Raw genomic sequence first — 26382 nt, 5'->3', positions numbered from 1 at the left:
TGTACGGGAAAAAAACAACAGCCGGTCAGCTCAGGCGGTCAGCAGGTGTTTCTCGAACCTGACAATATTAGCAAACTCTGCGGCATCCAGGCTGGCCCCGCCCACCAGTACCCCGTCGACGTCACGTTCGCGCAAAATTGCAGCAACGTTTGCAGCTTTAACCGAACCTCCGTACAGCAGCCGCACCTTTGCGGCGGTATCGGCGTCGAACAGCTTACCCAGCTCGGCCCGGATGGCTGCGCACATTTCCTGTGCATCCGCAGGCCCGGCCACTTCCCCGGTGCCGATGGCCCACACAGGTTCGTAGGCCACCACTAGCTCGCAAACCTGCTCGGCGGTCAATCCTTCGGTGCCGGCACGCACCTGGCTGAGTGTATGCTCCACGTGGGTCCCGGCATGGCGAATCTCCAGGCCTTCACCGGCACACAAAATAGGCGTCAGACTGTTCCGGAACGCCGCCTTGACCTTCTGGTTCACTAGCTCGTCCGTTTCGCCGTGGATACTTCGACGCTCACTGTGGCCGACCAGAACGTAGGTGCAGCCAAGCTTGGCCAGAAATGCTCCGGAAACGTCCCCCGTGTAGGCACCTTCGTCCTCCGCAGAAAGGTCCTGCCCACCGTAGACCAGCTTGAGCTTGTCGCCCTGCACCAGCGTCTGCACGCCGCGCAGGTCCGTAAAGGGCGGGAAGACAGCTGCCTCCACCCGGCTGTAGTCGTGCCGTGCGTCCGAAAGGGTCCAGGCCAGCTTCTGCAGCAAGGTGATGCCCTGGACATGGTCCATGTTCATCTTCCAGTTGCCCGCGATCAGCGGCTTGCGGTCGAATTTTCCGTTCGTGGAGGTGGTCATCGCTCTCTTTCACTATCGTCAGTGGCATCCAGGGCAGTCAGCCCGGGCAGCTCTTTTCCCTCGAGGAATTCCAGCGATGCGCCGCCACCGGTGGAAATGTGTCCGAACTGGTCATCGGTGAAACCCAGCGCGCGCACGGCGGCCGCGGAGTCACCGCCGCCGACGACGGTGAAGGCGCCTGCCGCCGTTGCGTCCGCCAATGCCTGAGCTACCGCACGCGTGCCTTCGGCAAAGGCCGAAAATTCGAAGACTCCCATCGGCCCATTCCAGAACACCGTGCGGGCGCCGCTGATCCGCTCGGCAAAGAGCGCAGCACTGTCAGGTCCAATGTCCAGGCCTGCGCAGTCGGCTCCCAGCCGGCCGCCCTCCATGTCCTGCGCCGGGACCACACCGTGGTCAGCGTCGGCGGCAAATTTCGCGGCGACCACAATATCTGTGGGCAGAACGAAGCTGGTGCCGGCGTCCACGGCGCGCCGCAGATAGTCCCGTACGGTCGGAAGCTGGTCCGGCTCCAACAGACTCGTTCCGACCTTAAAGCCCTGGGCGGCGAGGAAGGTGAAGACCATGCCGCCACCAACGAGGATGCTGTCCGCCTTGCCGATCAGGTTGTCGATCACCGCGAGTTTGTCGGAGACCTTCGAACCTCCCAGGACTACCGCATAGGGCCGCGGAGTGTCCGCGGTCAGCTTCGTGAGCACGGTAAGTTCCGTCCGTACCAGATCGCCCTGATAAGACGGCAGGAGACCGGCAACGTCATAGACGCTGGCGTGCTTGCGGTGGACAGCGCCGAAGGCGTCGTCCACATAGGCGCCGTCCTTCCCTGTTAAGCCCGCCAGCTCGCTAGCTAGTGCGGACCGGGCCGAATCGTCCTTGCTGGTTTCACGCTCGTCGAAGCGCACGTTTTCCAGCACCAGCACTTCACCGTCGGCCATCGCGGCGCTGAGCCCGCGGGCGGACTCTCCCGTCGTATCCGAGGCAAGGGACACCTTCACGGACTGAGCAGAAGCTATCTGCGCCAGCCGATCTACTGCCGGTTTCAAGGAGTATTTCGCTTCCGGCTTGCCTTTAGGACGGCCCAGATGGGCGCAGACCAAAACTCGGGCGCCGGCCTGGGCAAGTCTGGAAAATACCGGGAAAGAAGCCTTGATGCGGCCGTCATCGGTGACAGAACGGTGTTCATCCGGTCCGTCCAGCGGTACGTTAAGATCGCTTCGGACCAAAACGTACCGCCCCCGGACACCGTCAGCGATCAGCTCGTCGAGAGAGTGCAGAGTCATGGTTCCCCCTATCCCAGCTTGCTGGCGACAAGTTTGGTCAGGTCGACGAGGCGGTTGGAGTAGCCCCACTCGTTGTCGTACCAGCCGACCACCTTAACCTGGTTACCGATGACTTTCGTGAGCCCTGAATCAAAGATGCATGATGCCGGGTCGGTTACGATGTCCGAAGAAACGATCGGATCCTCCGTGTAGCTCAGGTACGGGGCCAGGGATCCCTCAGTGGCCGCTGCCTTGTAGGCTGCATTGATCTCCGCGACACTGGCTTCGCGGCCCAGCGTCACGGTCAGGTCCGTCGCGGAGCCGGTAGGTACCGGAACGCGGATCGCAAACCCGTCCAGTTTCCCCTTCAGCTCCGGCAGGACCAGGCCGATGGCCTTGGCTGCGCCGGTGGAGGTCGGCACCATGTTGATCGCTGCGGCGCGGGCCCGCCGCAGGTCTCTGTGCGGGCCGTCCTGCAGGTTCTGATCGGCCGTGTAGGCGTGGATGGTGGTCATCAGGCCACGTTCGATGCCGAAATTGTCTACCAGCACCTTGGCCAGCGGGCCAAGACAGTTGGTGGTGCAGGAGGCATTGGAGATGATGTTGTGCTCGGCCGGGTCATAGAGTCCGTCGTTGACTCCCATCACGATCGTGATGTCTTCATCGGAGCCGGGCGCGGAGATCAGTACCTTCTTGGCGCCGGCGCTGATGTGCTTGCGGGCATCCGCTGCCTTAGTGAAGAATCCGGTGGATTCGATCACGATGTCCACGCCTAGCTTGGCCCACGGCAAGTTGGCAGGGTCGCGCTCGGCGAGCACCTGAATGGTTTTGCCGTCCACTACCAGCTGTCCATCGACAACCTCGATGCTCGCCTTCAGACGCCCCGTAACAGAATCGTACTTGAGCAGGTGGGCGAGCGCCTCGGGGCTGGTCAGATCGTTCACTGCCACAATCTCCAGGTCCGCCCCTTGCTCAAGCGCGGCGCGGAAGTAATTTCGTCCGATGCGGCCAAAGCCGTTGATACCAATACGAGTAGTCACTTATATCTCCTTAGTGCTGTCTCCAGCACACCTAGTCCGGCCGGACTTTAATGACACGGCCGTCAGCTCAGCAGTTCCCGCACGCCATTGGGCAGAGATGTGGAAAATATGCGGCCGGTGGCCGGCCGCATATCGAAAGGTTACGGGCCTTTCGTGACCTATCTTACGTTTAAGGCGGCCCGCCGCCGCAAGAGCAGCGGCGGGCAGTCGAATGCCGATCAGCTGCGTTAGAGAACGATCAGGGCCGTAGCATGATTGCGCGCTCCGTCAAAACGCCGGGCAACGTCGGCCCAGTTCACGATGTTCCAGAACGCCTTGACATAGTCGGCCTTGACATTGACGTAGTCCAGGTAGAACGCGTGCTCCCACATATCCAGCATCAGCAGAGGAGTACTGCCCACCGACACGTTGCCTTGCTGGTCGTAAAGCTGCTCAATGAGCAGGTTTCCGCCGATGGGCTCATAGGAAAGGAAAGCCCACCCGGATCCCTGCAGGCCCAGCGCAGCGGCGCTGAACTGCGCGCGGAAAGCGTCAAAGGAACCGAAGGCGTCCTCAATGGCGGCGGCCAGTTCACCTTCGGGCTTGTCCCCGCCGTCTGGCGAGAGGTTGTTCCAGAAGACCGAGTGGTTTACGTGGCCACCGGTGTGGAACGCCAGATCCTTGGAGAGCTGATTAATATTGCCGAATTCGCCATTCTCGCGGGCCTCGGCCAGCTGCTTCATGGCCTTATTGGCGCCCGCGACGTAGGCGGCATGGTGCTTGTCGTGATGCAGCTCCATGATGCGGCCGGAGATGTGAGGCTCCAACGCTGCATAGTCGTAGGGCAGATCGGGAAGTGTGTACTCGGTCACGATTCCTCCGTAGCGATTTTTTATGAATAACCCGGGTTCCCCCGGATCACCTTCAACTCTTTCATACTATGTCTTTAGTTCAAGGCCGCTATTTCAATAGACGCCATGCACGAGCGTTTATTACGGGACGTGCCTCGTTACTCGTCGAGCATGTCCAGCGTCACGTTGGCGTCGGTGCCGGGGATACCGGTTTCAGTGGCTTTCTTATCCGCCATGGCCAAGAGTCTACGGATTCGCCCGGCAATGGCGTCCTTGGTCATGGCCGGGTCAGCGAGCCGGCCCAGCTCGTCCAGGCTGGCCTGTTTGTGGGCGACCCTGAGCTCCCCGGCATATTTGAGGTGCTCCGGCACGTCATCGCCAAGGATCTCGAGGGCACGATCCACGCGGGCGCCCGCCGCAACCGCAGCCTGCGCGGAACGGCGCAGATTCGCATCGTCAAAATTTGCCAGCCGATTTGCCGTGGCCCGGACTTCCTTGCGCATCCGCCGCTCCTCCCACACCAGCAGCGCTTCATGCGCACCCATTCTCACGAGCAGTTCTGCAATAGTGTCCCCGTCTCGGATAACCACCCGGTCTACGCCCCGCACTTCCCTGGCTTTGGCTGCAATATTCAGCCGTCGCGCCGCACCTACCAGTGCCAGCGCCGCTTCCGGGCCCGGACAGGTGACTTCCATCGAGGAGGACCGTCCCGGTTCGGTCAGCGAGCCATGAGCCAGGAAGGCGCCGCGCCATACGGCCTCCGCATCCGCGGCGGAACCATTGACGACGACGGAGGGCAGTCCGCGCACCGGCCGGCCGCGTGCATCCAGCAGCCCGGTCTGGCGGGCCAGCGCCTCGCCGTCGCGCTCTACCTTGACAACATAACGGTTGCCGCGGCGCAGTCCCCCGCCGGAGACCACCGTAATTTGGCTCTGCTGACCGTATATTTCGGCTATCGCCGCACGCAGCCGCCGCGCGGTGGCCGCCAGATCAACCTCCGCTTCGATCACAATCCGGCCGGAAATGATATGCAGGCCGCCGGCGAAGCGGAGCAATGTCGACACTTCCGCCTTGCGGACCGAAGACTTCTTAATGTCCAGCCGGGAAAGTTCGTCCTTCACTGCCGCTGTCAGCGCCATGGTGCTTGTCCTAACTACCGAAGTGAAATCCTACGCTGAGAAGAGGTCCTGATAGGCCGCAGCGAGGCGCAACGGATCGTGCACCGCCCGTCCCCCGGACGCACCCACTTTACCGAAGACAACCTCCGCACCCAGCATCGAGGCCGCTCGCTCGAAATCCGGCAGGTCCGACACCGACGACGGATCCGCCAGCACCACATCAACGCTGAATTCAGGGGCGTAACGGGAGATCACCCGCAAATGGTCCGCGGCATTCATCCCGGTTGCCTCTTTGTCATTGATGTCCAGATTCATGGTGATGCACCGCTTCGCGGGAGTATCGCACAGCGCCTGACGCAGTTCCGGCAGCAGCAGATGCGGCAGCACCGAGGTGTACCAGGAACCCGGTCCCAGCACCACCCAGTCGGCAAGTTCGATGGCCGTGAGCGCCTCCACGCACGCGGGCGCGTCAGCGGGCAGCAGGCGCACATTCTCGACTTCACCGGCCAACGCCAGCGAAGCCTGGCCAGTGATCGTCGTTCGCTGCCGCGAGCCGTCCGCTGAAATCTCCACAGCGTCTCCCTCGATGGTGAGCGGGACGCTGGCCATCGGCAGAACCTGCCCCCGGGCGCCGAGCAGCGCGCCGGCCCACTGCAGGCCGGACACCGGGTCCCCCAGCAGCTCCCAGAGCGTGACAATGAGCAGATTTCCCATCGCATGGCTGTCCAGCGAGCCGGTTATCCCCGGACGGGACGTGAACCGATGCTGCATCACATCCCGCCAGGTACGGCCCCAGTCCGTGTCATCACACAATGCCGCCAAGGCCATCCGCAAATCCCCGGGCGGCAGCACGCCGAGCTCCTCCCGCAGCCTGCCGGACGAGCCGCCGTCGTCGGCAACGGTCACAACGGCGGTGAGCTCCGTGGTGAGCAGCCGCAGCGCGGACAGCGACGCGGACAGACCATGCCCCCCGCCCAAGGCAACAATTCGCGGCTCCGCTGCGCCGGCGGACAATGAACCCGAGGGTGGAATCAGCGGCAGCGGGCCGGTCAGAAGCGCCATTATTCCCGGCCCAGATCGCGGTGACGCGTGCTGACCGTGACTCGAGGGAGTTGGGCGAGGCGCTTGGCCAGCTCCACGGCCACCGCCACGGAACGGTGCTTGCCGCCGGTGCAGCCCACAGCGATCGTGGCATAGTGCTTGTTTTCCCGCCGGTATCCGGCCAGCACCGGTTCCAGCGCATGCACGTAGCGGTCCACAAATTCGCAGGCGTTGTTTTCCACTAGGACAAAGTCACTCACGTCCTGGTCGAGTCCGGTATGCGGACGCAGCTGAGGGACCCAATGCGGATTGGGGATGAACCTGACGTCTGCAACGTAGTTGGCGTCCACCGGCAGACCGTATTTGAACCCGAAACTCATCACCGTCAGGCGTAGGGCCACCGGTCCGGTCTCCGAAAAAAGCTCGGTCACCGCGCTGCCCAGCTCGTGCACGTTCATCGCCGAGGTGTCGAGCACCATTTCGGAGCCGGACTTCATCTCTGCCAGCAGTTCACGTTCGGCTGCTATTCCGTCCAACATCCTGCCGTCGCCCTGCAGCGGATGTGGACGCCTGCCCTGCTCGAAGCGGCGCACCAACGTCTCATTGCTGGCGTCCAGAAACAGGACGCGGAAGGAAATTCCGCCGGCGGCAAGCGCGTTCAGGGAATCCCGGATGTCCGAAAATAGGCCCTTACTGCGCACGTCGATGACGACGGCCAGCTTAGGCAGTGCCTGCGGCATCCGGGACATCAGCTCAGCCAGCGTACCGAGCATCTGCGGAGGAAGATTCTCCACGACGTACCAGCCATGGTCCTCCAGTGCGTTCGCCGCAGTGCTCCGGCCCGCTCCAGACATACCGGTGACCACCAGCAGTTCCGATTCCACCGGTTTGATCGGGGTCAGATCTGCCGATGGCGGTGTCGTACTGTGCTCCGTCATTAAAAAAGAATCCTGTCCAGTGCCGTATTTCGCGTGCAAAATATAATCGGGCAGTACTTACGACCTCACGAGCCCGCCGTCCCTTTAGCCTACCTAGGATTGAAGAACTTCGCCGGTGGCCATATTGACGGCGGGCGCCGCAACGTCTGCGGAGTCCGCGGCCGGGTGCAGCGTTGAGTAGATGGCCGCAGCCAACACCGGTCCGATCCCCTTGACCTGGGCCAGCTCCGCGGTGGACGCCGCCTTGATTTTACGGACGGACCCGTAGGCTTCCATCAGGACCCCCCGTTTGGCGGTCCCCAGCCCCGGCACCGAATCCAGTGCGGACACGGTCATGGACTTCGCTCGCTTCTGCCGATGGAACGTAATGGCAAACCGATGCGCCTCGTCGCGGATCCGCTGTAACAGGTACAGCCCCTGTGAGGTGCGCGGCAGAATCACCGGAAAATCGCTGTCCGGAAGCCAGACTTCCTCGAGACGTTTGGCCAAGCCAACGACGAAGACATCGGTAATCCCCAGATCGGACAGGGCGCGCGCGGCAGCAGCGACCTGTGGTTGGCCGCCGTCGACCACCACCAGGTTCGGCGGGTAAGCAAACTTCGGCTTCACCGCTATCTGGTCGGTGACTTCGCCGGACACGGGGCTAGTGGCCTGGATTGCAGCGGCGTCCGGACCAGCGCCGGCGCCCTCCTGGAGGTAATGCCTGAACCGCCGGCTGATGACGTCGTACATGGAAGCGGTGTCATCCACCGCCGCGTCCCCGGTAATAGCGAATTTGCGGTACTCGGACTTTTTGGCAATGCCGTCTTCGACGACCACCATAGAGGCCACGACGTTCGTGCCCTGGACATGCGAGATGTCATAACATTCAATCCGCAGCAACGGCACCGGAAGGTCGAGGGCTTCCTGCAGTTCCTGCAAAGCCAACGATCGGGTGGTCAAATCTCCGGCCCGGCGCGACTTGTGCAGTTTCATCGACTGCTCGGCGTTCTGCCGCACGGTGTCCAGCAGTGCCGCCTTATCTCCGCGCTGCGGTACCCGGATTTCAACTTTGGCTCCGCGAAGTCCGCCTAGCCAGACGGCGAGCTGCTCGCTGTTGGATGGTTGCTCGGGGACCAGAATCTGCCGCGGAATGCCGTGCCGCTCGGTGCCGTCATCCCCGTAAACCTGCTGCAGCAGGTGCTCAATCAATTCCGCAGGCGTAGAATCCTCCACCTTTTCAACCACCCAACCGCGCTGGCCACGGATCCGCCCGGCCCGGACGTGAAAAACCTGCACGGCAGCTTCCAGCTCATCCTGGGAAACAGCAAAGATGTCCGCGTCCGTATCTTCGGAGAGCACCACTGCATTGCGTTCAAAGACCTTCCGCAACGCGATCACGTCATCGCGCAACCTGGCCGCCTGCTCGTAATCGAGCTCCTTGACTGCCTCCATCATTTGGCGCTCGAGTTTGGCGATGAACGGTTTTGCCTCCCCGCCCATAAAGGAGCAGAACGCGTCCGCCAGCGCGCGGTGTTCCTCTGGGGTCACTTTGCCCACGCACGGCGCGGAACACTTATCAATATAGCCCAGCAGGCAGGGGCGCCCGCTGCGTTGCGCCCGCTTGAGCACGCCAGGGCTGCAGGTACGCACGGGAAAGACCCGCAGCAGGGTATCGACCGTCTCGCGGATAGCCCCCGCCGTATAAGGGCCGAAGTATCGGACCCCCTTCCGCCGCTCTCCGCGCATGACCTGGACCCGCGGGAACCTTTCTCCCAGGGTAACGGCCAGGTACGGGTAGGACTTGTCATCGCGGAAGACAAGGTTGTAGCGGGGATTAAATTCATTAATCCAGGTCCACTCCAGCTGCAGGGCTTCGAGTTCGCTGCCCACCGTTGTCCACTGCACACTGGCCGCCGAGTGCACCATTGCATACGTTTTGGGCAGCAGCGTCAGCGGATTGGCGAAGTATGAATTAAGCCTGGAGCGCAGGCTCTTAGCCTTACCGACATAAATGACGCGCCCGTGCTCGTCCCGGAAGCGGTACACGCCCGGATCCGTTGGTATTTCGCCGGTTTGAGGCCGGTAACTAGCTGGGTCTGCCACAATTCCATCCTAAAGACGCTGCCTGTGCCGCGGAGTTCCAGCTGCCGGGGTCAGCAGCTGCGGACGCTAACGCGAAATGCCGGTCAAACGTCTGTTCAGTTCCGCCAGCAGAGCTGGCGCGTCTCCAACTACTATGGCCGCGCCCGCGGTTTCCAGCTCCCCGCCCAGGGCGAAGCCCCATGTCACGCCGATGCAGTCCAGCCCGTTAGCGAGGGCCCCGCGGACATCCTGTGCACGATCCCCCACCATAATGGGCCGGCGCGAACCGGCCAGGGCCTGCGCGGCAGAGGCAATGATTTCTTTCTTCCCGCTGCGGTACCCGGGGTCTGACGGCCGCTGGGCTTCGTCATTTGCGGAACCGAATACGGCGCTGAAATAACCCGCAAGACCATGGGCGCGCAGCACGGTCCCTGCCAAAGCCTGCGGTTTCTGCGTAGCCACGCCCAGCGCTACGCCCCTTTCCTGCAGGTCCCCCAGCACTTCCCTGACGCCGGGGTAGACCTGCCCCATCGCAATACCCTCCAGCGCATACCAGCGCCGGTAAATCCGGATCAACTCCGGGACCTGCGCCGCGGCAGCGTCCGTCAGGTCCAACAAGGCATCCGAGAGTTTGGGACCGACCATGGCCGCCAGCACAGATTCCCCCGGGATTGGAAGTCCCATCTGCTTCAGCGCGTGGGCTATCCCGCCGCTTATACCGCCGGCGGGATCCACCAGGGTGCCGTCCAAGTCGAACAGCACCGCGTCACAGCCCTGCACCCCGTCCGGTCCGCGCTCCTGCATCCCGTCCGGCACCAGTGCCTGGGCAATCACGACAACACTTCACTCAGGAAGGAAGCGGTGTAGCTCGTCGTGGACAAAGCGACTTTCTCGGGGGTCCCCGAGGCCATCAGCAGACCACCGCCTGAGCCACCGTCCGGGCCCAGATCCACTACCCAGTCCGCGCTCTTAATAACGTCAAGGTTGTGCTCGATGGTGATCACTGTGTTCCCCTTGTCCACCAGCCCCTGCAGTACCAGCAGCAGCTTGCGGATATCTTCGAAGTGTAGGCCGGTGGTTGGTTCATCGAGCACGTAGACACTGCGTCCGTTCGAGCGTTTCTGCAGTTCGGCGGCCAGCTTGACCCGCTGCGCCTCCCCGCCGGAGAGGGTCGTGGAAGCCTGGCCCAACCGCACGTAGCCCAGCCCGACGTCGACCAGAGTGTTCAGGTGACGGGCAATCGGAGTGAACGCTGCAAAGAACTCCGCTCCCTCCTCGATCGGCATATTCAGCACATCCGCAATCGATTTGCCCTTGTAATGGACTTCCAGCGTCTCGCGGTTGTAACGGGCCCCGTGGCACACCTCGCACGGGACATAAACGTCCGGCAGGAAGTTCATTTCGATCTTCAGCGTCCCGTCGCCGGAACACGCTTCGCAGCGGCCGCCCTTGACGTTGAAGGAGAACCGGCCCGGCTGATATCCACGGACCTTGGCCTCGGTGGTTTCGGCGAAGAGCTTGCGGATATTGTCAAAGACTCCGGTGTAGGTGGCCGGATTGGACCGCGGAGTGCGGCCGATCGGGCTTTGGTCGACATGGACAACCTTGTCCAGATGCTCCAGACCGTCCACCCGCAGATGCCGGCCGGCCACCTGTTTGGCGCCGTTGAGTTTGTTGGCCAGCACCTTGTAGAGAATTTCATTGACCAGCGTCGATTTGCCCGAACCGCTCACCCCCGTCACCGCGGTGAACAGCCCGAGCGGGAAAGCCACATCCACGTTCCGCAGATTGTTCTCCCGCGCCCCCACGACCTTAAGCTCACGCTTCTTGTCATATTTGCGCCGCTTCGCCGGGATCTCGATGCTCTTCCTGCCGGAAAGGTAGTCGGCGGTCAGCGACTTGGTGTTTGTGAGCAGGTCCGCGTAGGAGCCCGAATGCACCACCTCGCCGCCGTGTTCTCCGGCACCGGGGCCAATGTCCACAATCCAGTCAGCTTCCTGAATTGTGTCTTCATCATGTTCAACAACAATTAGAGTGTTCCCCAGATCGCGCAGCCTGGTCAGGGTCTCGATCAGCCGGCGGTTATCCCGTTGGTGCAGCCCAATGGACGGCTCGTCCAGGACGTAGAGCACGCCCACGAGGCCGGATCCGATCTGCGTGGCCAACCGGATCCGCTGCGCCTCCCCGCCGGAGAGCGTCGCAGAGGCGCGCTCCAGGTTCAGGTACTCCAGCCCCACGTCGAGCAGGAAAGTCAGCCGGGCCTGGATCTCTTTAAGTACCTGGCTGGCGATCTGGGCCTCCCGCCCGGTCAGCACCAGATTGGAAAGGAACGCGAAGCACTCGCGCATCGGCAGTGCCGAGACAGCGGCGATCGACTTACCGTTGATCAGCACGGAGAGCGACGCCGGGTTCAGCCTCGCTCCGCCGCACACCGGACAAGGGATCTGCCGCATGTACTCTTCATAGCGGTCGCGTGCGGTATCGGATTCGGTTTCCACATGCTTGCGCTGGATGTACTGGACAGCACCCTCAAAGCCGGTACTGTACTTGCGTTCCCGACCGAACCTGTTTTTGTACTGCACCACTACCTTGTGGTCCTTGCCGTACAGCACTGACTGCCGGGCGTCTTCGGAGAGTTTTCGCCACGGCGCAGTCATGGAGAATCCCATGTCCTTCGCCAAGCCATCCAGCAGTCTGTTCCAGTACTCCGTCGTGGCAGTCCCCAAAGACCATGGCGCGATCGCGCCTTGCGCCAGCGAGAGCTGCGGGTTCGGCACTACCAGCTCCTCGTCGACCTCCAGCTTGGTTCCGATGCCGCTGCATGCAGGGCAGGCGCCAAAAGGATTATTGAAGGAAAACGAGCGCGGCTCCACCTCATCGATGGCCAGGGGATGCTCGTTGGGGCACGCCAGATTCTCCGAAAAGGACCGGATCCGCTGTGGGTCGTCGGCGTCGAGTTCGACCAGCTCCACCAGCACCCGGCCCTCCGCCAGACCGAGCGCTGTCTCCACCGAATCAGTCAGCCGCTGGGAGATTCCCTCCTTGACCACCAGACGGTCCACAACCACCTCGATGGTGTGCTTAAACTGCTTCTTCAGCTTCGGCGCCTCGGCCAGCTGGATCAGTTCGCCGTCCACCTTGGCGCGGGAGTAGCCCTTCGCGGTCAGCTCCTTGAAAAGCTCCACAAACTCGCCCTTGCGGGCCCGCACTACCGGCGCAAGCACCTGGAAGCGGGTCCCGTCCGGCATTTCCAGCAGCTGGTCAACGATCTGCTGCGGCGTCTGCCGGGCCACCGGCTCCCCGCACACGGGACAGTGCGGGGTCCCTACCCGCGCCCACAGCAGGCGCATGTAGTCGTAGATCTCCGTGATGGTGCCGACCGTGGATCGCGGGTTCTTATTCGTTGACTTCTGGTCGATCGAAACCGCGGGTGAGAGGCCCTCGATGAAATCGACGTCCGGCTTGTCCACCTGACCCAGGAACTGGCGGGCGTAGGCGGAGAGGGACTCCACGTAGCGGCGCTGCCCTTCGGCGAAGATCGTATCGAAGGCCAGCGAGGACTTCCCCGAACCGGAGAGCCCGGTAAAGACGATCATGGCATCGCGGGGCAGATCAAGATCCACATTGCGCAGGTTGTTCTCCCGCGCCCCCTTGACGACCAAACGCGACCGGTCCTGGTGGGTCAATGGCCGACTGGGGACCGGCTGCCGCGATACTATTTCGGATGTTTCAACTGCTTTAGGCACGTACTCCATAATAATCGAATCTTCGTTCGAATATGAGTTCCCCCCGGAACTTTCGCCAGAGGCTTAGAAAGTCTACTTGGCGTTGGAACGTTCGACGGCGGCGCGAACCAATTCCAGCGCCGTCCCCAGCTCCACGCCGTGACGATTGACGACGGCGGCGTAGTCCGAGGCGGCGGCCGCCACCTGCGCCAGCGACTCGTCCCCCGCTGCGGCGACCACCGTCCCGGCGCGGCCCCCGGTGCGCACGATCCCGGCCTGTTCCAGTTCCCGGTACGCGCGGGCTACTGTATTGACCGCGACACCCAGCTGGCCGGCCAGCGTCCGGACCGGCGGGAGCCGTGTCCCCACAGCGAGCTTCCCGGAGGCAGCGAGGTCCAAAATGCGCACCCGGATCTGCTCGAACGGCGGTACCGACGAAGTTTCATCCAGCAGCCACCTGCCCAGCACGGCGACCCCGCTTTTCACAGTTCCGGCAACTTTCACCGCTCCTGCATCTTTCACAGGGCAGCCGTCTCCTCGATCAGCGGATCACCGAATTGGGACATGTAAAGGTCGTAGTAGAAACCGCCTGCGGCCAGCAGCTCCTCATGACTGCCCTGCTCAAGAATTCTGCCGTGGTCCATCACAAGGATCAGGTCCGCGTCGCGGATGGTGGAGAGCCGGTGCGCAATAACGAAACTGGTGCGCGACTCGCGCAGCCGGTTCATCGCCTGGCGGATCAGCACCTCGGTACGGGTATCTACGGAGCTGGTGGCCTCGTCCAGAATCAGGATGCCGGGATCGGCCAGCCAGGCCCTGGCGATGGTCATGAGCTGGCGCTGTCCCTGACTGAGGCTGTCCCCGTCTGCGGACAATGCCGTCTCATAACCCTCCGGGAGGGACCTGACGAAGTGATCGACGTACGTCGCCTCCGCGGCCTGAACGATCTGCTCCTGCGTCGCCTCCAGGCGCCCATAGGCCAAATTGTCCCGAATTGTTCCGCCGAAAAGCCATGCATCCTGGAGCACCATGCCAAACCGCCGGCGCAGATCATCGCGCGTCATTTTGGCTGTGTCCACGCCGTCGATGGTGATGCGGCCAGAGTCAATTTCGTAAAAGCGCATCAGCAGGTTCACCAGGGTCGTCTTACCTGCGCCCGTAGGCCCGACAATCGCCACCGTCTGCCCGGGCTCCGCCACCAGAGACAGATCCTGGATCAGCGGCTCACCTGGAACATAACTGAAGTTCACGTTCTCGAAGACAACCCTGCCGACCGTGGCACCGAGCGTAGCTGCGGGCGCCGGATCGGGCGCCTGCTCCTTGGCATCGAGCAAGTCAAAAACCCGCTCCGCCGAGGCGACCCCGGACTGCAGCAAATTAATCATCCCGCCGATTTGCGCCATCGGTTGACTGAACTGGCGTGAATACTGAATGAACGCCTGCACGCTGCCGATGGTCAGGTTTCCGGCCGCAATCTGCACACCGCCAACCACTGCTACCGCCACGTAATTCAGATTGGCGATGAAGTTCATCGACGGCATGATGATGCCCGAGATGAATTGCGCGTTGGCACTGGAGCGGAACAGGGTGTCGTTCGAAACTGCGAATTTGTCGATCGCCACTTGTTGCTGCCCGAACGCCTTGACCACCTCGTGGCCGGTGAACATTTCCTCAATGTGACCGTTGAGCTCACCGGTCGTCTTCCACTGTGCGGTGAACTGGACCTTGGACCGCTTAGCGATCAGGACGGTCACGAGCACCGTGACGGGAACCGTTGCCAGCGCTATCAGCGCCAGCAGCGGTGAAATGGAGAACATCATCGACAGCACACCGACAACTGTCAGGACGGAGACCAGCAGCTGCGTCAGCGTCTGATTCAACGTCTGCGAGAAATTGTCGATGTCATTAGTGACCCGGCTGAGCACATCGCCGCGGGATTCCTCCTGGAAATGGGACATCGGCAACCGGTCCAGCTTCGTTTCGATATCCTGCCGCAGTTTGTACATGGCGCGCTGGACAATTCCCGCCGTGATGTAGCCCTGGCTCCAGTTGAAGAAGAACGCCACTGCGTACAGGACCAGCACACCCAGCAGCACCCAGCCCAGCGCCTGCTGATCGAGTCCCTGACCGGGCACCACGTTCATCCCGTTGAGCATGTCCGCGACCTGGCCCTGGCCCTTGGCCCGCAGCCCCTCCACGGCCTGCGCCTTCGTCACCGATGCGGGGAACATCTTGCCCACCACGCCTTGGAAAATCAGGTCGGTGGCATGGCCGAGAATCTTCGGAGCCAGCACACTCATGCTGACCGAGACAGCCGCTAGGAAAACCACCCAGATCATCCGCGGCCTGTCGGCCGCCATCAACGTAAAGATGCGTTTGACACTGGGTCCAAACGATTTTGCCTTCTGCGGCGGCCCGCCTTGCCCGCGCATACTCATACCGCCCGCACCCCGTCCTCGTCCGTGAGCTGCGACGTTACTATCTCCTGGTAGGTCCCGGAGCCAGCCATCAGCTCCTCGTGCGTTCCCTGGGCCACCAGCCGCCCTTCATCAAGGACCAAAATGTGGTCCGCATGCATGATCGTATTGACGCGCTGGGCCACCACGAGCACCGTGGCGTTCCGGGTAACCGGTTTCAGTGCAGCCCGCAGTTTCGCGTCCGTGGTGAAATCCAAGGCGGAAAAGCTGTCATCAAAAAGGTAAATCGACGGTTCGCTGACCACGGCCCGGGCGATGCAGAGCCGCTGACGCTGGCCGCCGGAGAAATTGGTTCCGCCTTGACCGACGGGAGCCTCGAGCCCCTGTGGCATGTCCCTGACGAAGTCCGCAGCCTGGGCGATTTCAAGGGCCCGCCACAGCTGCTCGTCCGTCGCGTCAGGACGGCCGAAGCGCAGATTGCTGGCTACCGTCCCGGAGAACAGATACGCCCTCTGCGGCACCAGCCCAATCGCCGAGCGCAGCGTTTCCAAGGTCACGGCGTGGCTGTCATGACCGCCCACCGAGATGGATCCGGCGGACCGGTCCAACAAACGTGGAATCAGATTCAGCAGCGTTGATTTACCGCTGCCCGTGGACCCTATGACCGCCGTCGTCGTTCCCGGTTTTGCAGTGAAGCTCAGACCGGAAACTACCGGCGCTTCCGCGCCGGGGTAGGTGAACCCGACATTGCTGAATTCCAGCGCGCCGCCCAACTCCCGCAGCGCCAGCGCTCCCGGGGAATCCGCCACCGAGGACTCCGTATCCAGCACCGTCTGAATCCGCTCCGCGCAGACTGCGGCCCGCGGGATCATCATGAACATGAACATTGCCATCATCACCGACATCAGTATCTGCATGATGTAGCTCAAGTAGGCGGTCAGCGCTCCGATTTGCATGGCGCCGCTGTCGATTCGCTGGCCGCCAAACCAAAGGACCCCCACAGAGGTTACGTTGACCACCACGAAAATGGTCGGGAACATTAGCGCCAGCAGCCGTCCGGTGCGCAACTGGGTCAACGTCAAATCGCAGTTAGCCTGGCCGAACCGCTCCATCTCGAAATCGCGCCGGACAAACGCCCGAATGACGGAAATGCCCATGATCTGCTCGCGCAGGACCGCGTTGATCCGGTCCAGCTGTTTTTGCACCAGCCGGAACAGCGGAACCAATTTGCGCACAATGAGCCAGATGGCCAGAATCAGCACCGGCAGAATCACCACCAGAAGCCCGGACAGCGGAACGTCCTGCTTGAGCGCCAGCACAATCCCGCCCACGCACATGATGGGCGCTGTCACCATCATGGTAAAGCCAAGTAGTGTCAGCATCTGGACCTGCTGCACGTCATTGGTAGTGCGGTTGATCAGTGACGGAGCTCCGAACACCCCCATTTCCTGGGCCGAAAACGATTCCACCCGGGTAAACAAATCCCGGCGGATCTGCCGCCCGACCTTCATCGCCAGCTGCGCGCTGAAATACGTCGCCCCGACTGCGCAGACAATCTGGCCGGCGGTAATGGCCAGCATCCAGCCCCCGAGCTGGAAAATCAGAGCTGTATTACCCTTGACCACGCCGTCGTCAATGATGTTCGCGTTGATGGTCGGCAGGTACAGCGTGCCCAGAGTGGACAGGAACTGCAGCACAATGATCAACGTTAGCGGGACCTTGTGCGGAGCCAGGTTCCGTACGATTAATCGGATGAGCACGAGTCCTCCAGCGGACCTAGTGACGAGAGTTCGATACCAGCGCCGCAGACATCTTTTGGCACCACTGACAGTGTAAAACTACTCTCGTCAAAGATCCTCTAGCCGATTGGCCTGCCCTAGCGCTTATTCTCACGGCGGAATTTGCGTAGGCTCTTGGAATGAGCGCCAATATCTGGAACCTGCCCGCCGTGACCGTCCGGAGCATTGCGGTGGGCGGCATGGACAACAACGTGTACCTACTTACGGGTCGGCAAAGCGGTGATCAGGTCCTCATCGACGCGGCCGACGACAGCAGTGCAATCCTTGCGCTGCTGGCCGAGGCTGACCGGGACAGCGACACAGAGGCCACCGCCCGGCTGGCGTTGGTGGTGACGACCCATTCGCACTGGGACCACGTTCGTGCCCTGGCCGAAGTCGTGGCGCAAACGGGGGCAAAAACCGCGGCAGGCCACGACGACGCCGCAAGCATCGAGGTTCCAACGAACACACTGCTGGCGAACGGTGACGTACTCAGTTTTGCCGGTTTTTCCCTTGATGTGATCGCCCTGCGCGGTCATACCCCCGGGTCCGTGGCGCTGCTGTACCGTGATCCAGCGGGCCCCGCGCACCTGTTCACCGGCGACTCTCTCTTTCCCGGCGGTGTAGGCAATACGCAGCAGGACTCCGTGCGCTTCGGTCAGTTGATCGATGATGTAGAAGCACGGATCTTCGACGTTCTCCCGGACGATACCTTGGTTCATCCCGGTCATGGCAGCGGAACTACGCTCGGGCACGAGCGTCCGCATCTTCAGCAATGGCGGGCCCGCGGCTGGTAATTCCTTAATCTCGAGCGGCGGCTTCTAGCCGGCGACGGCATTGCCATTGGCCTGGGTCAGGATGCAGCAGCGTCAGACAATATTGTTGGACGCCCGGCCCGCCCGCCGGACATGGTGAGACGTTGAGGACGCGCGCCGGCCGCCGTCGCCTTGCCGCCCAACGCCGCTCCGGCCCCCGTCAATCTTCTCAGCCAAAGAGCTCGAAGCGGACTTGTCCGTCCCCGGTGACCATCTTCACTTGCGCAGCGGCCTGTTCCCGGACGGGCACGTCGCTAAGAGCCGCCAGGTACCGCCGGTGCTCGGACAGCGAGTCCACGGCCGCGGCGACGCTGGCCGAATCCACCGGCTGGCGGTGTGATGGTTCGGTGGAAGCAACAGCCACCCACCGCACCCGGTGTGCCGGCAGTCCCTCGGCCAGCAATTCAGGAAAGATCCATTCGTTGCCCGCATCCGCAGCAGCATCCAAAACGGACCTTCCCATTACCCGGTGATCGGAGCTGTTCCACGCCCCCGGACGCCAGGTCTCGCGATGGTTCAATGTAATGACCAGCGCGGGTTTTTGCCGGCGAATCTCCCTGGCGATGAGCCTGCGCAGTTGCAGTCCCTCTTCAAGCCTGCCATCCGGAAGATCCAAAAACTGCAGATGGCGGACGCCGACGTGGGCGCAGGCCCTCTGCTGCTCCTCGACGCGCAGCGGGCCAGCCTCCGCCGGATTCATTCCGGCGATCCCCGCCTCACCACGGGTTGCCAGCAGGTAGCCCACTTCCTTGCCGGCAGCAGTCCATTGCGCAACCGCCGCCGCCACGCCGTACTCCGGGTCGTCCGGATGCGCCATCACCACCAGGGCGCGTTGCCAATCATGCGGAAACGGCTCAAGCTCGTTCATCGTTGTCCTCTCGTTTGCGCCAGCGTCTGCTGAACGGATGTCTTTGCCACTCGACGGTCTGCTGGCTCCCACTCAGCCGCCCTTTTCTGTGCCACCGCGAAGATCCGACGGAACGGGAAGATAGTTCCCTGCGCCGTCGTCGGATACGCGCCGGCAAGCAGCGCGGCGTACGTTTCCTCAAACTCCGCCGCGTCCGCTTCCCCCAACGCCGCCAGAATCGGGCGGAGCGCGGTGCCGCGTACCCAGTCGAGCACCGGGCGCTCGCCAGTCAGTACCTGCTGAAAGGTGCTTTCCCAGACATCGGCGGCACACCCCGAGTCCAGCAAAAGCCGCAGGTAATCGTCCGGTTCTCCTACCGTGTCCTCGTCCCGCAGCACCCCCGCCAGCGCGTGCTGCCAGCGTTCGGAGGTGGCGACGTCGCGCATTAACGCGTGCGACGGCGACCGAAAGTTACCGGGCACCTGCACAGCCAGCCACGATCCCGGGTTCAAAGCCCGAAGCCAGGCCGCGAGCAGTGTTTGATGACCGGGCACCCATTGCAGGGCTGCGTTGGAGACCAGCACATCGGTATCCGGCTCCGGCATCCAGCCGGCGATGTCCCCCAATGCAAAGGACAGGTTCTTTGGGGCATCGGGGGCATGACAAATCCGCTGCGCCGCTTGAATCATCTGCACTGAGGAATCCACTCCCACCACCCGCGCTCCGGGCCAGCGGAGCGCCAATGACGCGGTCAGGGTCCCGGGGCCGCAGCCCAGATCAACCACCAGGCGCGGCTGTTGCGCACCAATACGCGCAGTCAGGTCAAAAAACGGCCGGTCACGGTGATCGCCAAACCGGACGTACTGCTCCGGATCCCAGACCGGCGTCGTCCGCCGCTGAGCCGGCCCCTCAGGTGTAGGCCCCTCGGGTGCGAGCCCCTCAGGTGTAAGCCCCTCGGGTGTCTTCGATTCCATGGGGATGATCGTGCCACAGTATTAGCCCTTAAGCTTGAGGCATCATGAATCTTGCGCAGCAGCTTCCTCCCCGCACCTCAGGCACTCCCGATCCGGACGCCGTCTTCACGGCCTTCCTGGAATGGGTGGAGGGGCGCGGACTGAGCCTTTACCCGGCGCAGGAGGAAGCGGTTATGGAACTCGTTTCCGGCAACAACGTCATCCTGTCCACTCCCACCGGGTCGGGCAAGTCGCTGGTGGCCGTCGGCGCCCATTTCCAGGCACTCTCGGCCGGACAACGCAGCTACTACACAGCTCCGATCAAGGCACTTGTTTCGGAAAAGTTCTTTGCCCTGTGCGACATTTTCGGTGCCCAGAATGTTGGGATGATCACCGGTGATTCCTCGGTCAACCAGGACGCACCGATTATCTGCTGCACCGCTGAGATTCTGGCCAACATTGCCCTTCGCGAAGGTGCCGCCGCGGATCTGGGCGTGGTGATTATGGACGAGTTCCATTTCTACGCGGACCCGCAACGCGGCTGGGCGTGGCAGGTTCCGCTGCTGGAGCTCCCGCAGGCTCAATTCCTGCTGATGTCCGCCACCCTCGGGGAGGTGGCAGGTTTTGAGCGCGAGCTGACAGAGCTAACCGGCAGGACGACGACGACGGTCTCCTCCGCAGAGCGCCCGATCCCGCTGCACTACTACTACGTGCAGACCAGCATCCACGAGACGCTAGAGGAACTGCTGAGCACCAAGCAGGTCCCGGTCTATGTGGTGCACTTCAGCCAGGCCGAGGCCATTGACCGGGCACAGAACCTGATGAGCATCAACGTCTGCACCCGCGAGGAGAAGGACCGGATCGGCGAGCTCATTGCCGGCTTCCGGTTCGCCGCCGGTTTCGGCAAGACGCTCAACCGGCTGGTGCGGCACGGCATTGGCGTGCACCACGCGGGCATGCTGCCCAAATACCGGCGGCTGGTGGAGCAACTGGCGCAGGCTGGACTGCTGAAGGTCATCTGCGGTACAGACACGCTCGGTGTGGGTATTAATGTGCCGATCCGGACCGTGCTGCTGACGGCGCTGAGCAAATACGATGGTGTCCGCACCAGGATTCTGCAGGTGCGGGAATTTCACCAGATTGCCGGCCGCGCGGGGCGGGCCGGCTACGACACTGCGGGGACCGTCGTCGTCCAAGCACCGGAGCATGTGGTGGAGAATGTCAAGGCCATGGCGAAGGCGCACGCCAAGTTCGGCGATGATGCAAAAAAGCTTCGCCAGGTGGTGAAGAAAAAACCGCAGGATGGTTTTGTCAGCTGGAGTGAGCCGACTTTCGACCGGCTGGTGGAATCCGTCCCCGAACCGTTGACCTCCAGTTTCACCATCACGCACGCCATGCTGCTGAACCTGCTGGAACGCCCTGGCGATCCGTTCCAGGCTGCGCGCCGTCTGCTGACCAGTAACCGGGAACCGCGTGCGGCACAGCTGAAGCTGATGCGCAAGGCGCTCGGCATTTATCGCGAGCTATTGGGCGCTGGCATCCTGGAACGTATCCCACCCGAGGAGCAGACCGGTGACGGCCGAACCGTGCGGCTAACCGTGCACCTACAATTGAATTTCGCCCTAAACCAGCCGCTCTCCCCCTTTGCCCTGGCCGCGCTGGAGCTGCTGGATCCTGAGTCCGCGGGCTACGCACTGGACGCGGTCTCCGTGATTGAGTCCACGCTGGAAAAGCCACGGCAGATTCTCTCGGCCCAGCTGAGGCACGCCCGCACCGAGGCCATCACCGCGATGAAGGCCGAGGGGATGGAATACGACCAGCGGATGGCCCTGCTCGATGAAGTCACCTACCCAATGCCGCTGGGGGAGCTGCTGCAGCAGTCCTTTGAGGTGTACCGCAAGGGTGCCCCGTGGGTCGGGGACTTTGAGCTGGCGCCGAAGTCCATTGTCCGGGATATGTATGAGCGCGCCATGAACTTCGGTGAATTTGTCCAGTTCTACTCGCTGGCGCGTTCGGAAGGCATTGTGCTGCGCTACCTGGCGGACGCCTATAAGGCATTGCGCCAGACGGTCCCGCAGGACGCGTTGCGTGAAGACCTGGAGGACATTGTTGCCTGGCTTGGCGAGCTGGTCCGGCAGGTGGATTCTTCCCTGCTCGACGAGTGGGAAGAGCTGACCAGCGGTGCCGCACCGCAGCCGCATGATGCGCCGCCGCCGCCTCCTCCTAGCTTGACCAGGAATGAGCGTGCGTTCCGGGTGATGGTGCGCAATGAGATGTTCCGGCGCATTGAATTGGCCGCCGCGGATAATTTTGAGGCCCTCGGGGCGCTCGACGACGGCGCCGGCTGGAACGCCGACCGCTGGGCCGACGCTTTGGACGCGTATTGGGACGAGCACGAATACCTTAACGATGGGCCCACTGCCAGGGGTCCCGCACTGCTGGAAATCACCCCCGCTCCCGGCGTGTGGAAGGTGCGGCAGATCATTGATGACCCGGCAGGCAATCACGATTGGAGCCTTGCGGCCGAGGTGGACCTGGCGGCATCCGATGCGGCCGGGACCGCGGTGGTGCGCGTTCTCAATTTCAGCCGGCTCTGAGCTGTCGCGGGGCCGCCAGTTTAGTCCGACCGATCCGTAACCGGCCGATTCAGTCCGGCGGGTTCAGACGATAGGCTCGGAACATGTCTTTTATTCGTGCCGCTGTGCCCGCTGACGTCCCTGCAATTTTGTCCCTGATCCACGATCTCGCCATTTATGAGAAGGAACCACACGCCGTCAGGAACACCGAAGAGATGTTGATGCAGACGCTCTTCGGCAGTAACCCGCGGATCTTCGCGCACGTGGCGCTGAATGACAGAGTTGACGACGACGACGGCGGCGGGGACGCCGCGGCACCGGCAGGCGACGGGACGGATACCGTTCAGGGCTTCGCACTGTGGTTCCTGAACTACTCCACCTGGGAGGGTAGCCACGGCATCTATCTGGAGGACCTCTACGTGCGGCCTGAGGCTCGCGGAGCCGGGCACGGCAAGGCGCTGCTGCGAACACTCGCCGGCATTGCGTCCGACCGGGGTTATGCACGGGTGGAATGGAGCGTGCTGGATTGGAACGCGCCGTCGATCCGGTTTTACCAGGGAATCGGCGCTGCGCCGATGGATGGCTGGTCCGTTTTTCGACTCAGCGGTGAGGCCTTGGCTAACTTCGGAAGCGTCCGGGCAGCGGCAGGCCAGAAGCTCCCATGAGCGGGAAACTGTCCACTCGCCGGGACCGCCCCAGTGAGCTGCAGCCACAGGTACATCGACTGGGCCTAACGCATAAAACGCGAGGGATGCGGCTAACGGATCATTGGTTCACCGTGCCACTGAACCACTCCCAGCCCAAGGGTGCGCAACTGGAAATCTTCGCCCGGGAAATATCGGCCTCCGCCCACTCCCCCGCTGACGTGGCGGAGCTCCCGTGGCTGCTGTACTTGCAGGGTGGCCCGGGAGGCCGCGGCAATCGCCCCGCTTCCCTCAACGGCTGGCTGAAGGAAGCTACGGCGTCCTTCCGTGTGCTGATGTTGGACCAGCGCGGAACCGGCCTGTCCACGCCCGCCACACGCCAGACTCTGCCCTCGGTAGGAACCGCCGCAGCGCAGGCAGAGTATCTGTCGAATTTTAGGGCTGACTCGATCGTTGCCGATGCCGAGCTCATCCGGGGCGTACTCGTCGGCGCACCGTGGACCATTTTTGGCCAGAGTTTCGGCGGGTTCTGCGCCCTGACCTATCTCTCCTTCGCGCCCGAGGGCCTGCGTGAGGTATTGATCACCGGAGGCCTTGCCCCCTTAGCCGGTTCTCCGGACCGCGTCTACCAGGCCACCTATGCCAGGGTAGCCGCCCGCAACGCCGAATATTTTGCCCGCTACCCCGAAGACCGTGCCTTGACCAGCCGGATCTTCCGGCACCTGGCAAATGTAACGGAGAACCTTCCGACGGGCGAGCGGCTAACGCCCGAGCGCTTTCAGATGGTCGGAAACTTCCTGGGCGGCAATACCCGGATGGACGCGCTGCATTACTTATTGGAAGACGCGTTCCTCTCCACTGCCGATGGCTGGCGCCTGTCGGATGTGTTCATGGCCCAGGTAGGATCCCAGGTCAGCCGCAGTTCGAACCCGCTCTATGCGCTGCTGCACGAGTCGATCTACGCCCAGGGCGGGGCCACCAACTGGGCCGCGTGGCGGGTGCTGGACCAATACCCTGACTTCCAGCCGGGCGGCGAGGCGCCGCTGCTGACCGGTGAAATGGTCTACCCCTGGTACTTCGACCAGGACCCGGCGCTCGTGCCGCTGGCGGACGTGGCGGAGCTGCTGGCCGCCCGGCCAGCTTGGCCTCCGCTGTATGATCCGACCCAGCTGGCCCGGAACTCCGTGCCGGTGGCCGCGGCCGTGTATCTCGACGACATCTATGTTGATCATGATCTGTCGATGGAGACGGCTGCCGCCGTGCGCGGACTACAGGCCTGGGAAACAGCCGACTACCATCATGACGGCATCACCGAAGACGGCGAAGAAATCTTCGCCCGGTTATTGGGGATGTGCCGAGGACTGTAGCCGGCCGCAGCGGGGCAGGCCTAGGCGTGCCCGGCGGACTGCATCTGACGCAGTTCCTTTTTCAAGTCCCCCACCTCGTCACGCAGTCTGGCCGCCAGTTCAAAGTGCAGATCCGCGGCCGCGGAATGCATCTGTTCCGTCAGCTGAGATATAAGATCCAGCAGGTTCTCGGCCGGCACGGCAGCAAGTCCATCGTGGCGGACCGGGACCGGTGCTTTACCGCGCGCTTTGCCGCGTCCCTTACCCGCAGCCTCCAGCAGTTCTCTGGTATCGGCATCCTCACGGTTCAACGTGTCCGTGATGTCCGCGATCCGCTTCCGCAGCGGCGTCGGATCTATCCCGTGCTCCGTGTTGTACTCGACCTGAATAACGCGCCGGCGGTTCGTTTCATCGATGGCTTTGGCCATCGAGTCCGTGATCCGGTCCGCATACATGTGCACCTGACCCGAGACATTCCGGGCTGCACGCCCAATGGTCTGGATCAGCGAGGTGGCGGAGCGCAGGAAGCCTTCCTTGTCCGCATCCAGAATGCTCACCAGGGACACTTCCGGCAGGTCCAGGCCCTCGCGGAGGAGGTTAATTCCCACCAGCACGTCGAAGGTGCCCATCCGGAGTTCGCGCAACAGTTCAACGCGCCGCAACGTATCCACGTCGGAGTGCAGGTATTGGACCTTGACGCCGTGTCCCAGGAGATACTCGGTGAGGTCCTCAGACATCCGCTTGGTCAGCGTAGTGACCAGAACACGCTCGTTCCGCTCCACCCGGACCCGGATCTCGGCCAGCAGATCATCAATCTGTCCCTTGCTGGGTTTAACGATGATTTCCGGATCGATCAGTCCGGTGGGGCGAATGATTTGCTGCACCGTACCGTCCGCCTTGGCCAGCTCGTACTTGCCCGGCGTCGCGGACAGGTAGACCGTCTGGCCCACCCGTTCGAGGAATTCGTCCCATTTCAGCGGCCGGTTGTCCATTGCCGAGGGCAGCCGGAATCCGTGATCCACCAATGTGCGCTTCCGCGACATGTCCCCCTCATACATCGCCCCAATCTGCGGGACCGTGACGTGCGATTCATCGATGACCAGCAGGAAATCGTCCGGGAAGTAATCCAGCAGGCAGTGCGGGGCGGTCCCGGAGCCGCGTCCATCAATGTGCCGCGAATAGTTCTCAATGCCGTTGCAGAACCCCATCTCCTGCATCATTTCCAGATCGTAGGTGGTCCTGATGCGCAGCCGCTGGGCTTCCAGCAGTTTGTTTTGCCCCTCCAGCTCCTGGAGCCGTACGGCCAGCTCATCCTCGATCTGCTTAACAGCACGATTCATCCGCTCCGGGCCGGCAACATAATGCGAGGCCGGAAAAACATACATTTCGGTCTCTTCGCGGATGACCTCGCCGGTCAACGGGTGCAGGGTGTAGATCTTTTCAATCTCGTCGCCGAAGAACTCGATCCGAATTGCTTGTTCCTCATACATAGGGATAATTTCCACCGTGTCCCCGCGCACCCGGAATGTGCCTCGGTGGAAATCGATGTCATTGCGCGCGTACTGCATGCTGACAAACTTTCGCAGCAGATTGTCCCTACTCATCTCGGCACCGCGACGCAAAGTCACCATGCCGGCCACGTACTCCTCCGGCGTACCCAGTCCATAGATGCAGGAGACGGTGGCCACCACAATCACATCCCGGCGGGTCAGCAGGGTGTTGGTTGCCGAGTGCCGCAGCCGCTCAACCTCTTCGTTGACCGAAGAATCCTTCTCGATAAAAGTGTCCGTCTGCGGAACGTACGCTTCCGGCTGGTAGTAGTCGTAATACGAAACAAAGTATTCTACGGCGTTGTTCGGCAGCAGCTCGCGGAACTCGTTCGCTAACTGCGCGGCCAGCGTTTTGTTTTGCACCATCACCAGCGTGGGCCGCTGGACCTGTTCGATCAGCCACGCCGTCGTCGCCGATTTACCGGTTCCCGTGGCGCCCAAGAGGACAACATCCTTCTCGCCGTTGTTGATCCGCTCCGTCAGTTCCTTGATCGCAGCAGGCTGATCGCCCGCCGGCTGATAGTCGCTAATGACTTCAAAGGGTGCCACAATACGGTTGATTTCCTGCGCAAGACTCATACCCTAACGCTACCGCGTG

20 protein-coding genes are annotated in these 26382 nt (G+C 62.4%); 4 read left to right on the top strand and 16 right to left on the bottom strand.

What is annotated here, in order from left to right; translation table 11 throughout:
* Window positions 1–30 precede the first annotated feature (30 nt).
* From tpiA to OS914_RS10100, 13 genes are all read right to left on the bottom strand, one after another.
* On the bottom strand, window positions 31–846 hold the full coding sequence (gene tpiA, locus OS914_RS10160; protein ID WP_267545943.1) for a triose-phosphate isomerase: 816 nt from the start codon (window positions 844–846) through the stop codon (window positions 31–33).
* Entirely contained in the window at window positions 843–2123 is a 1281-nt protein-coding gene (locus OS914_RS10155; protein ID WP_267545942.1) for a phosphoglycerate kinase, read from the bottom strand. Before OS914_RS10155 ends, tpiA begins: the two co-directional genes overlap by 4 nt.
* 8 nt (window positions 2124–2131) lie before the next feature.
* Window positions 2132–3142, bottom strand: coding sequence for a type I glyceraldehyde-3-phosphate dehydrogenase (gap, locus tag OS914_RS10150; RefSeq protein ID WP_267545941.1), 1011 nt, complete (start codon window positions 3140–3142; stop codon window positions 2132–2134).
* A gap of 227 nt (window positions 3143–3369) precedes the next feature.
* Window positions 3370–3993, bottom strand: coding sequence for a superoxide dismutase (locus OS914_RS10145; protein WP_267545940.1), 624 nt, complete (start codon window positions 3991–3993; stop codon window positions 3370–3372).
* Between the two features lie 137 nt (window positions 3994–4130).
* Window positions 4131–5111 carry a DNA-binding protein WhiA gene (gene whiA, locus OS914_RS10140; RefSeq protein ID WP_267545939.1) on the bottom strand — a complete coding sequence of 327 codons (981 nt, stop codon included), beginning with the start codon at window positions 5109–5111 and terminating at the stop codon, window positions 4131–4133.
* A gap of 30 nt (window positions 5112–5141) precedes the next feature.
* A complete protein-coding gene (locus OS914_RS10135; protein ID WP_267545938.1) occupies window positions 5142–6152 on the bottom strand; it encodes a gluconeogenesis factor YvcK family protein in 1011 nt (336 codons plus the stop codon).
* Entirely contained in the window at window positions 6152–7069 is a 918-nt protein-coding gene (gene rapZ / locus OS914_RS10130) for an RNase adapter RapZ (RefSeq protein ID WP_267545937.1), read from the bottom strand. Before rapZ ends, OS914_RS10135 begins: the two co-directional genes overlap by 1 nt.
* A 93-nt stretch (window positions 7070–7162) precedes the next feature.
* Window positions 7163–9154 carry an excinuclease ABC subunit UvrC gene (gene uvrC, locus OS914_RS10125; protein WP_267545936.1) on the bottom strand — a complete coding sequence of 664 codons (1992 nt, stop codon included), beginning with the start codon at window positions 9152–9154 and terminating at the stop codon, window positions 7163–7165.
* 66 nt (window positions 9155–9220) lie between these two features.
* Window positions 9221–9967, bottom strand: a complete 747-nt coding sequence (locus OS914_RS10120; RefSeq protein WP_267545935.1) for an HAD hydrolase-like protein — start codon at window positions 9965–9967, stop codon at window positions 9221–9223.
* Entirely contained in the window at window positions 9964–12888 is a 2925-nt protein-coding gene (gene uvrA / locus OS914_RS10115) for an excinuclease ABC subunit UvrA (RefSeq protein ID WP_267545934.1), read from the bottom strand. The genes OS914_RS10120 and uvrA overlap by 4 nt, the downstream gene beginning before the upstream one ends.
* A 63-nt stretch (window positions 12889–12951) precedes the next feature.
* Window positions 12952–13380 carry a GntR family transcriptional regulator gene (locus OS914_RS10110; RefSeq protein WP_267545933.1) on the bottom strand — a complete coding sequence of 143 codons (429 nt, stop codon included), beginning with the start codon at window positions 13378–13380 and terminating at the stop codon, window positions 12952–12954.
* Entirely contained in the window at window positions 13377–15296 is a 1920-nt protein-coding gene (locus tag OS914_RS10105; protein ID WP_267545932.1) for an ABC transporter ATP-binding protein, read from the bottom strand. The genes OS914_RS10110 and OS914_RS10105 overlap by 4 nt, the downstream gene beginning before the upstream one ends.
* Window positions 15293–17035, bottom strand: a complete 1743-nt coding sequence (locus OS914_RS10100) for an ABC transporter ATP-binding protein (protein ID WP_267545931.1) — start codon at window positions 17033–17035, stop codon at window positions 15293–15295. Before OS914_RS10100 ends, OS914_RS10105 begins: the two co-directional genes overlap by 4 nt.
* Before the next feature lie 158 nt (window positions 17036–17193).
* On the opposite strand from OS914_RS10100, the gene OS914_RS10095 reads away from it, so the two are divergent.
* Entirely contained in the window at window positions 17194–17850 is a 657-nt protein-coding gene (locus tag OS914_RS10095; protein WP_267545930.1) for an MBL fold metallo-hydrolase, read from the top strand.
* A 187-nt stretch (window positions 17851–18037) separates the two neighbouring features.
* Here OS914_RS10095 and OS914_RS10090 read toward each other — a convergent pair whose 3' ends face one another.
* Together OS914_RS10090 and OS914_RS10085 are read right to left on the bottom strand one after the other, a co-directional pair.
* Window positions 18038–18736 (bottom strand): PIG-L deacetylase family protein, encoded by a 699-nt coding sequence (locus OS914_RS10090; RefSeq protein WP_267545929.1) that lies wholly within the window; start codon window positions 18734–18736, stop codon window positions 18038–18040.
* A complete protein-coding gene (locus OS914_RS10085) occupies window positions 18733–19689 on the bottom strand; it encodes a trans-aconitate 2-methyltransferase (RefSeq protein ID WP_267545928.1) in 957 nt (318 codons plus the stop codon). The genes OS914_RS10090 and OS914_RS10085 overlap by 4 nt, the downstream gene beginning before the upstream one ends.
* A gap of 44 nt (window positions 19690–19733) precedes the next feature.
* Between OS914_RS10085 and OS914_RS10080 the strand changes: the two genes are divergently transcribed.
* The 3 genes from OS914_RS10080 (at window position 19734) to OS914_RS10070 (ending at window position 24255) form a co-directional block, all read left to right on the top strand.
* On the top strand, window positions 19734–22265 hold the full coding sequence (locus OS914_RS10080; RefSeq protein WP_267545927.1) for a DEAD/DEAH box helicase: 2532 nt from the start codon (window positions 19734–19736) through the stop codon (window positions 22263–22265).
* A gap of 83 nt (window positions 22266–22348) precedes the next feature.
* Window positions 22349–22909, top strand: a complete 561-nt coding sequence (locus OS914_RS10075; protein ID WP_267545926.1) for a GNAT family N-acetyltransferase — start codon at window positions 22349–22351, stop codon at window positions 22907–22909.
* Window positions 22906–24255, top strand: coding sequence for an alpha/beta fold hydrolase (locus OS914_RS10070; RefSeq protein ID WP_324290646.1), 1350 nt, complete (start codon window positions 22906–22908; stop codon window positions 24253–24255). Before OS914_RS10075 ends, OS914_RS10070 begins: the two co-directional genes overlap by 4 nt.
* Before the next feature lie 20 nt (window positions 24256–24275).
* On the opposite strand, the gene uvrB is transcribed toward OS914_RS10070, so the two are convergent.
* Window positions 24276–26363, bottom strand: coding sequence for an excinuclease ABC subunit UvrB (gene uvrB, locus OS914_RS10065; RefSeq protein ID WP_267545925.1), 2088 nt, complete (start codon window positions 26361–26363; stop codon window positions 24276–24278).
* Between the last annotated feature and the right edge of the window lie 19 nt (window positions 26364–26382).

This window comes from Arthrobacter endolithicus, from assembly GCF_026627425.1.
GTDB lineage: Bacteria > Actinomycetota > Actinomycetes > Actinomycetales > Micrococcaceae > Arthrobacter_M.
This window is presented reverse-complemented; position numbering and strand designations above follow the sequence as displayed.

Excerpts from the sequence above, each read along its gene's own strand:
- OS914_RS10135 (WP_267545938.1), bottom strand. The coding sequence starts at position 6,152 with ATGGCGCTTCTGACCGGCCCGCTGCCGCTGATTCCACCCTCGGGTTCA.
- OS914_RS10095 (WP_267545930.1), top strand. The coding sequence starts at position 17,194 with ATGAGCGCCAATATCTGGAACCTGCCCGCCGTGACCGTCCGGAGCATT.
- OS914_RS10070 (WP_324290646.1), top strand. The coding sequence starts at position 22,906 with ATGAGCGGGAAACTGTCCACTCGCCGGGACCGCCCCAGTGAGCTGCAG.
- uvrB (WP_267545925.1), bottom strand. The coding sequence starts at position 26,363 with ATGAGTCTTGCGCAGGAAATCAACCGTATTGTGGCACCCTTTGAAGTC.
- OS914_RS10105 (WP_267545932.1), bottom strand. The coding sequence starts at position 15,296 with ATGAGTATGCGCGGGCAAGGCGGGCCGCCGCAGAAGGCAAAATCGTTT.
- tpiA (WP_267545943.1), bottom strand. The coding sequence starts at position 846 with ATGACCACCTCCACGAACGGAAAATTCGACCGCAAGCCGCTGATCGCG.
- OS914_RS10080 (WP_267545927.1), top strand. The coding sequence starts at position 19,734 with ATGAATCTTGCGCAGCAGCTTCCTCCCCGCACCTCAGGCACTCCCGAT.
- OS914_RS10090 (WP_267545929.1), bottom strand. The coding sequence starts at position 18,736 with ATGAACGAGCTTGAGCCGTTTCCGCATGATTGGCAACGCGCCCTGGTG.
- OS914_RS10075 (WP_267545926.1), top strand. The coding sequence starts at position 22,349 with ATGTCTTTTATTCGTGCCGCTGTGCCCGCTGACGTCCCTGCAATTTTG.
- OS914_RS10155 (WP_267545942.1), bottom strand. The coding sequence starts at position 2,123 with ATGACTCTGCACTCTCTCGACGAGCTGATCGCTGACGGTGTCCGGGGG.
- uvrA (WP_267545934.1), bottom strand. The coding sequence starts at position 12,888 with ATGGAGTACGTGCCTAAAGCAGTTGAAACATCCGAAATAGTATCGCGG.
- rapZ (WP_267545937.1), bottom strand. The coding sequence starts at position 7,069 with ATGACGGAGCACAGTACGACACCGCCATCGGCAGATCTGACCCCGATC.
- OS914_RS10085 (WP_267545928.1), bottom strand. The coding sequence starts at position 19,689 with ATGGAATCGAAGACACCCGAGGGGCTTACACCTGAGGGGCTCGCACCC.
- whiA (WP_267545939.1), bottom strand. The coding sequence starts at position 5,111 with ATGGCGCTGACAGCGGCAGTGAAGGACGAACTTTCCCGGCTGGACATT.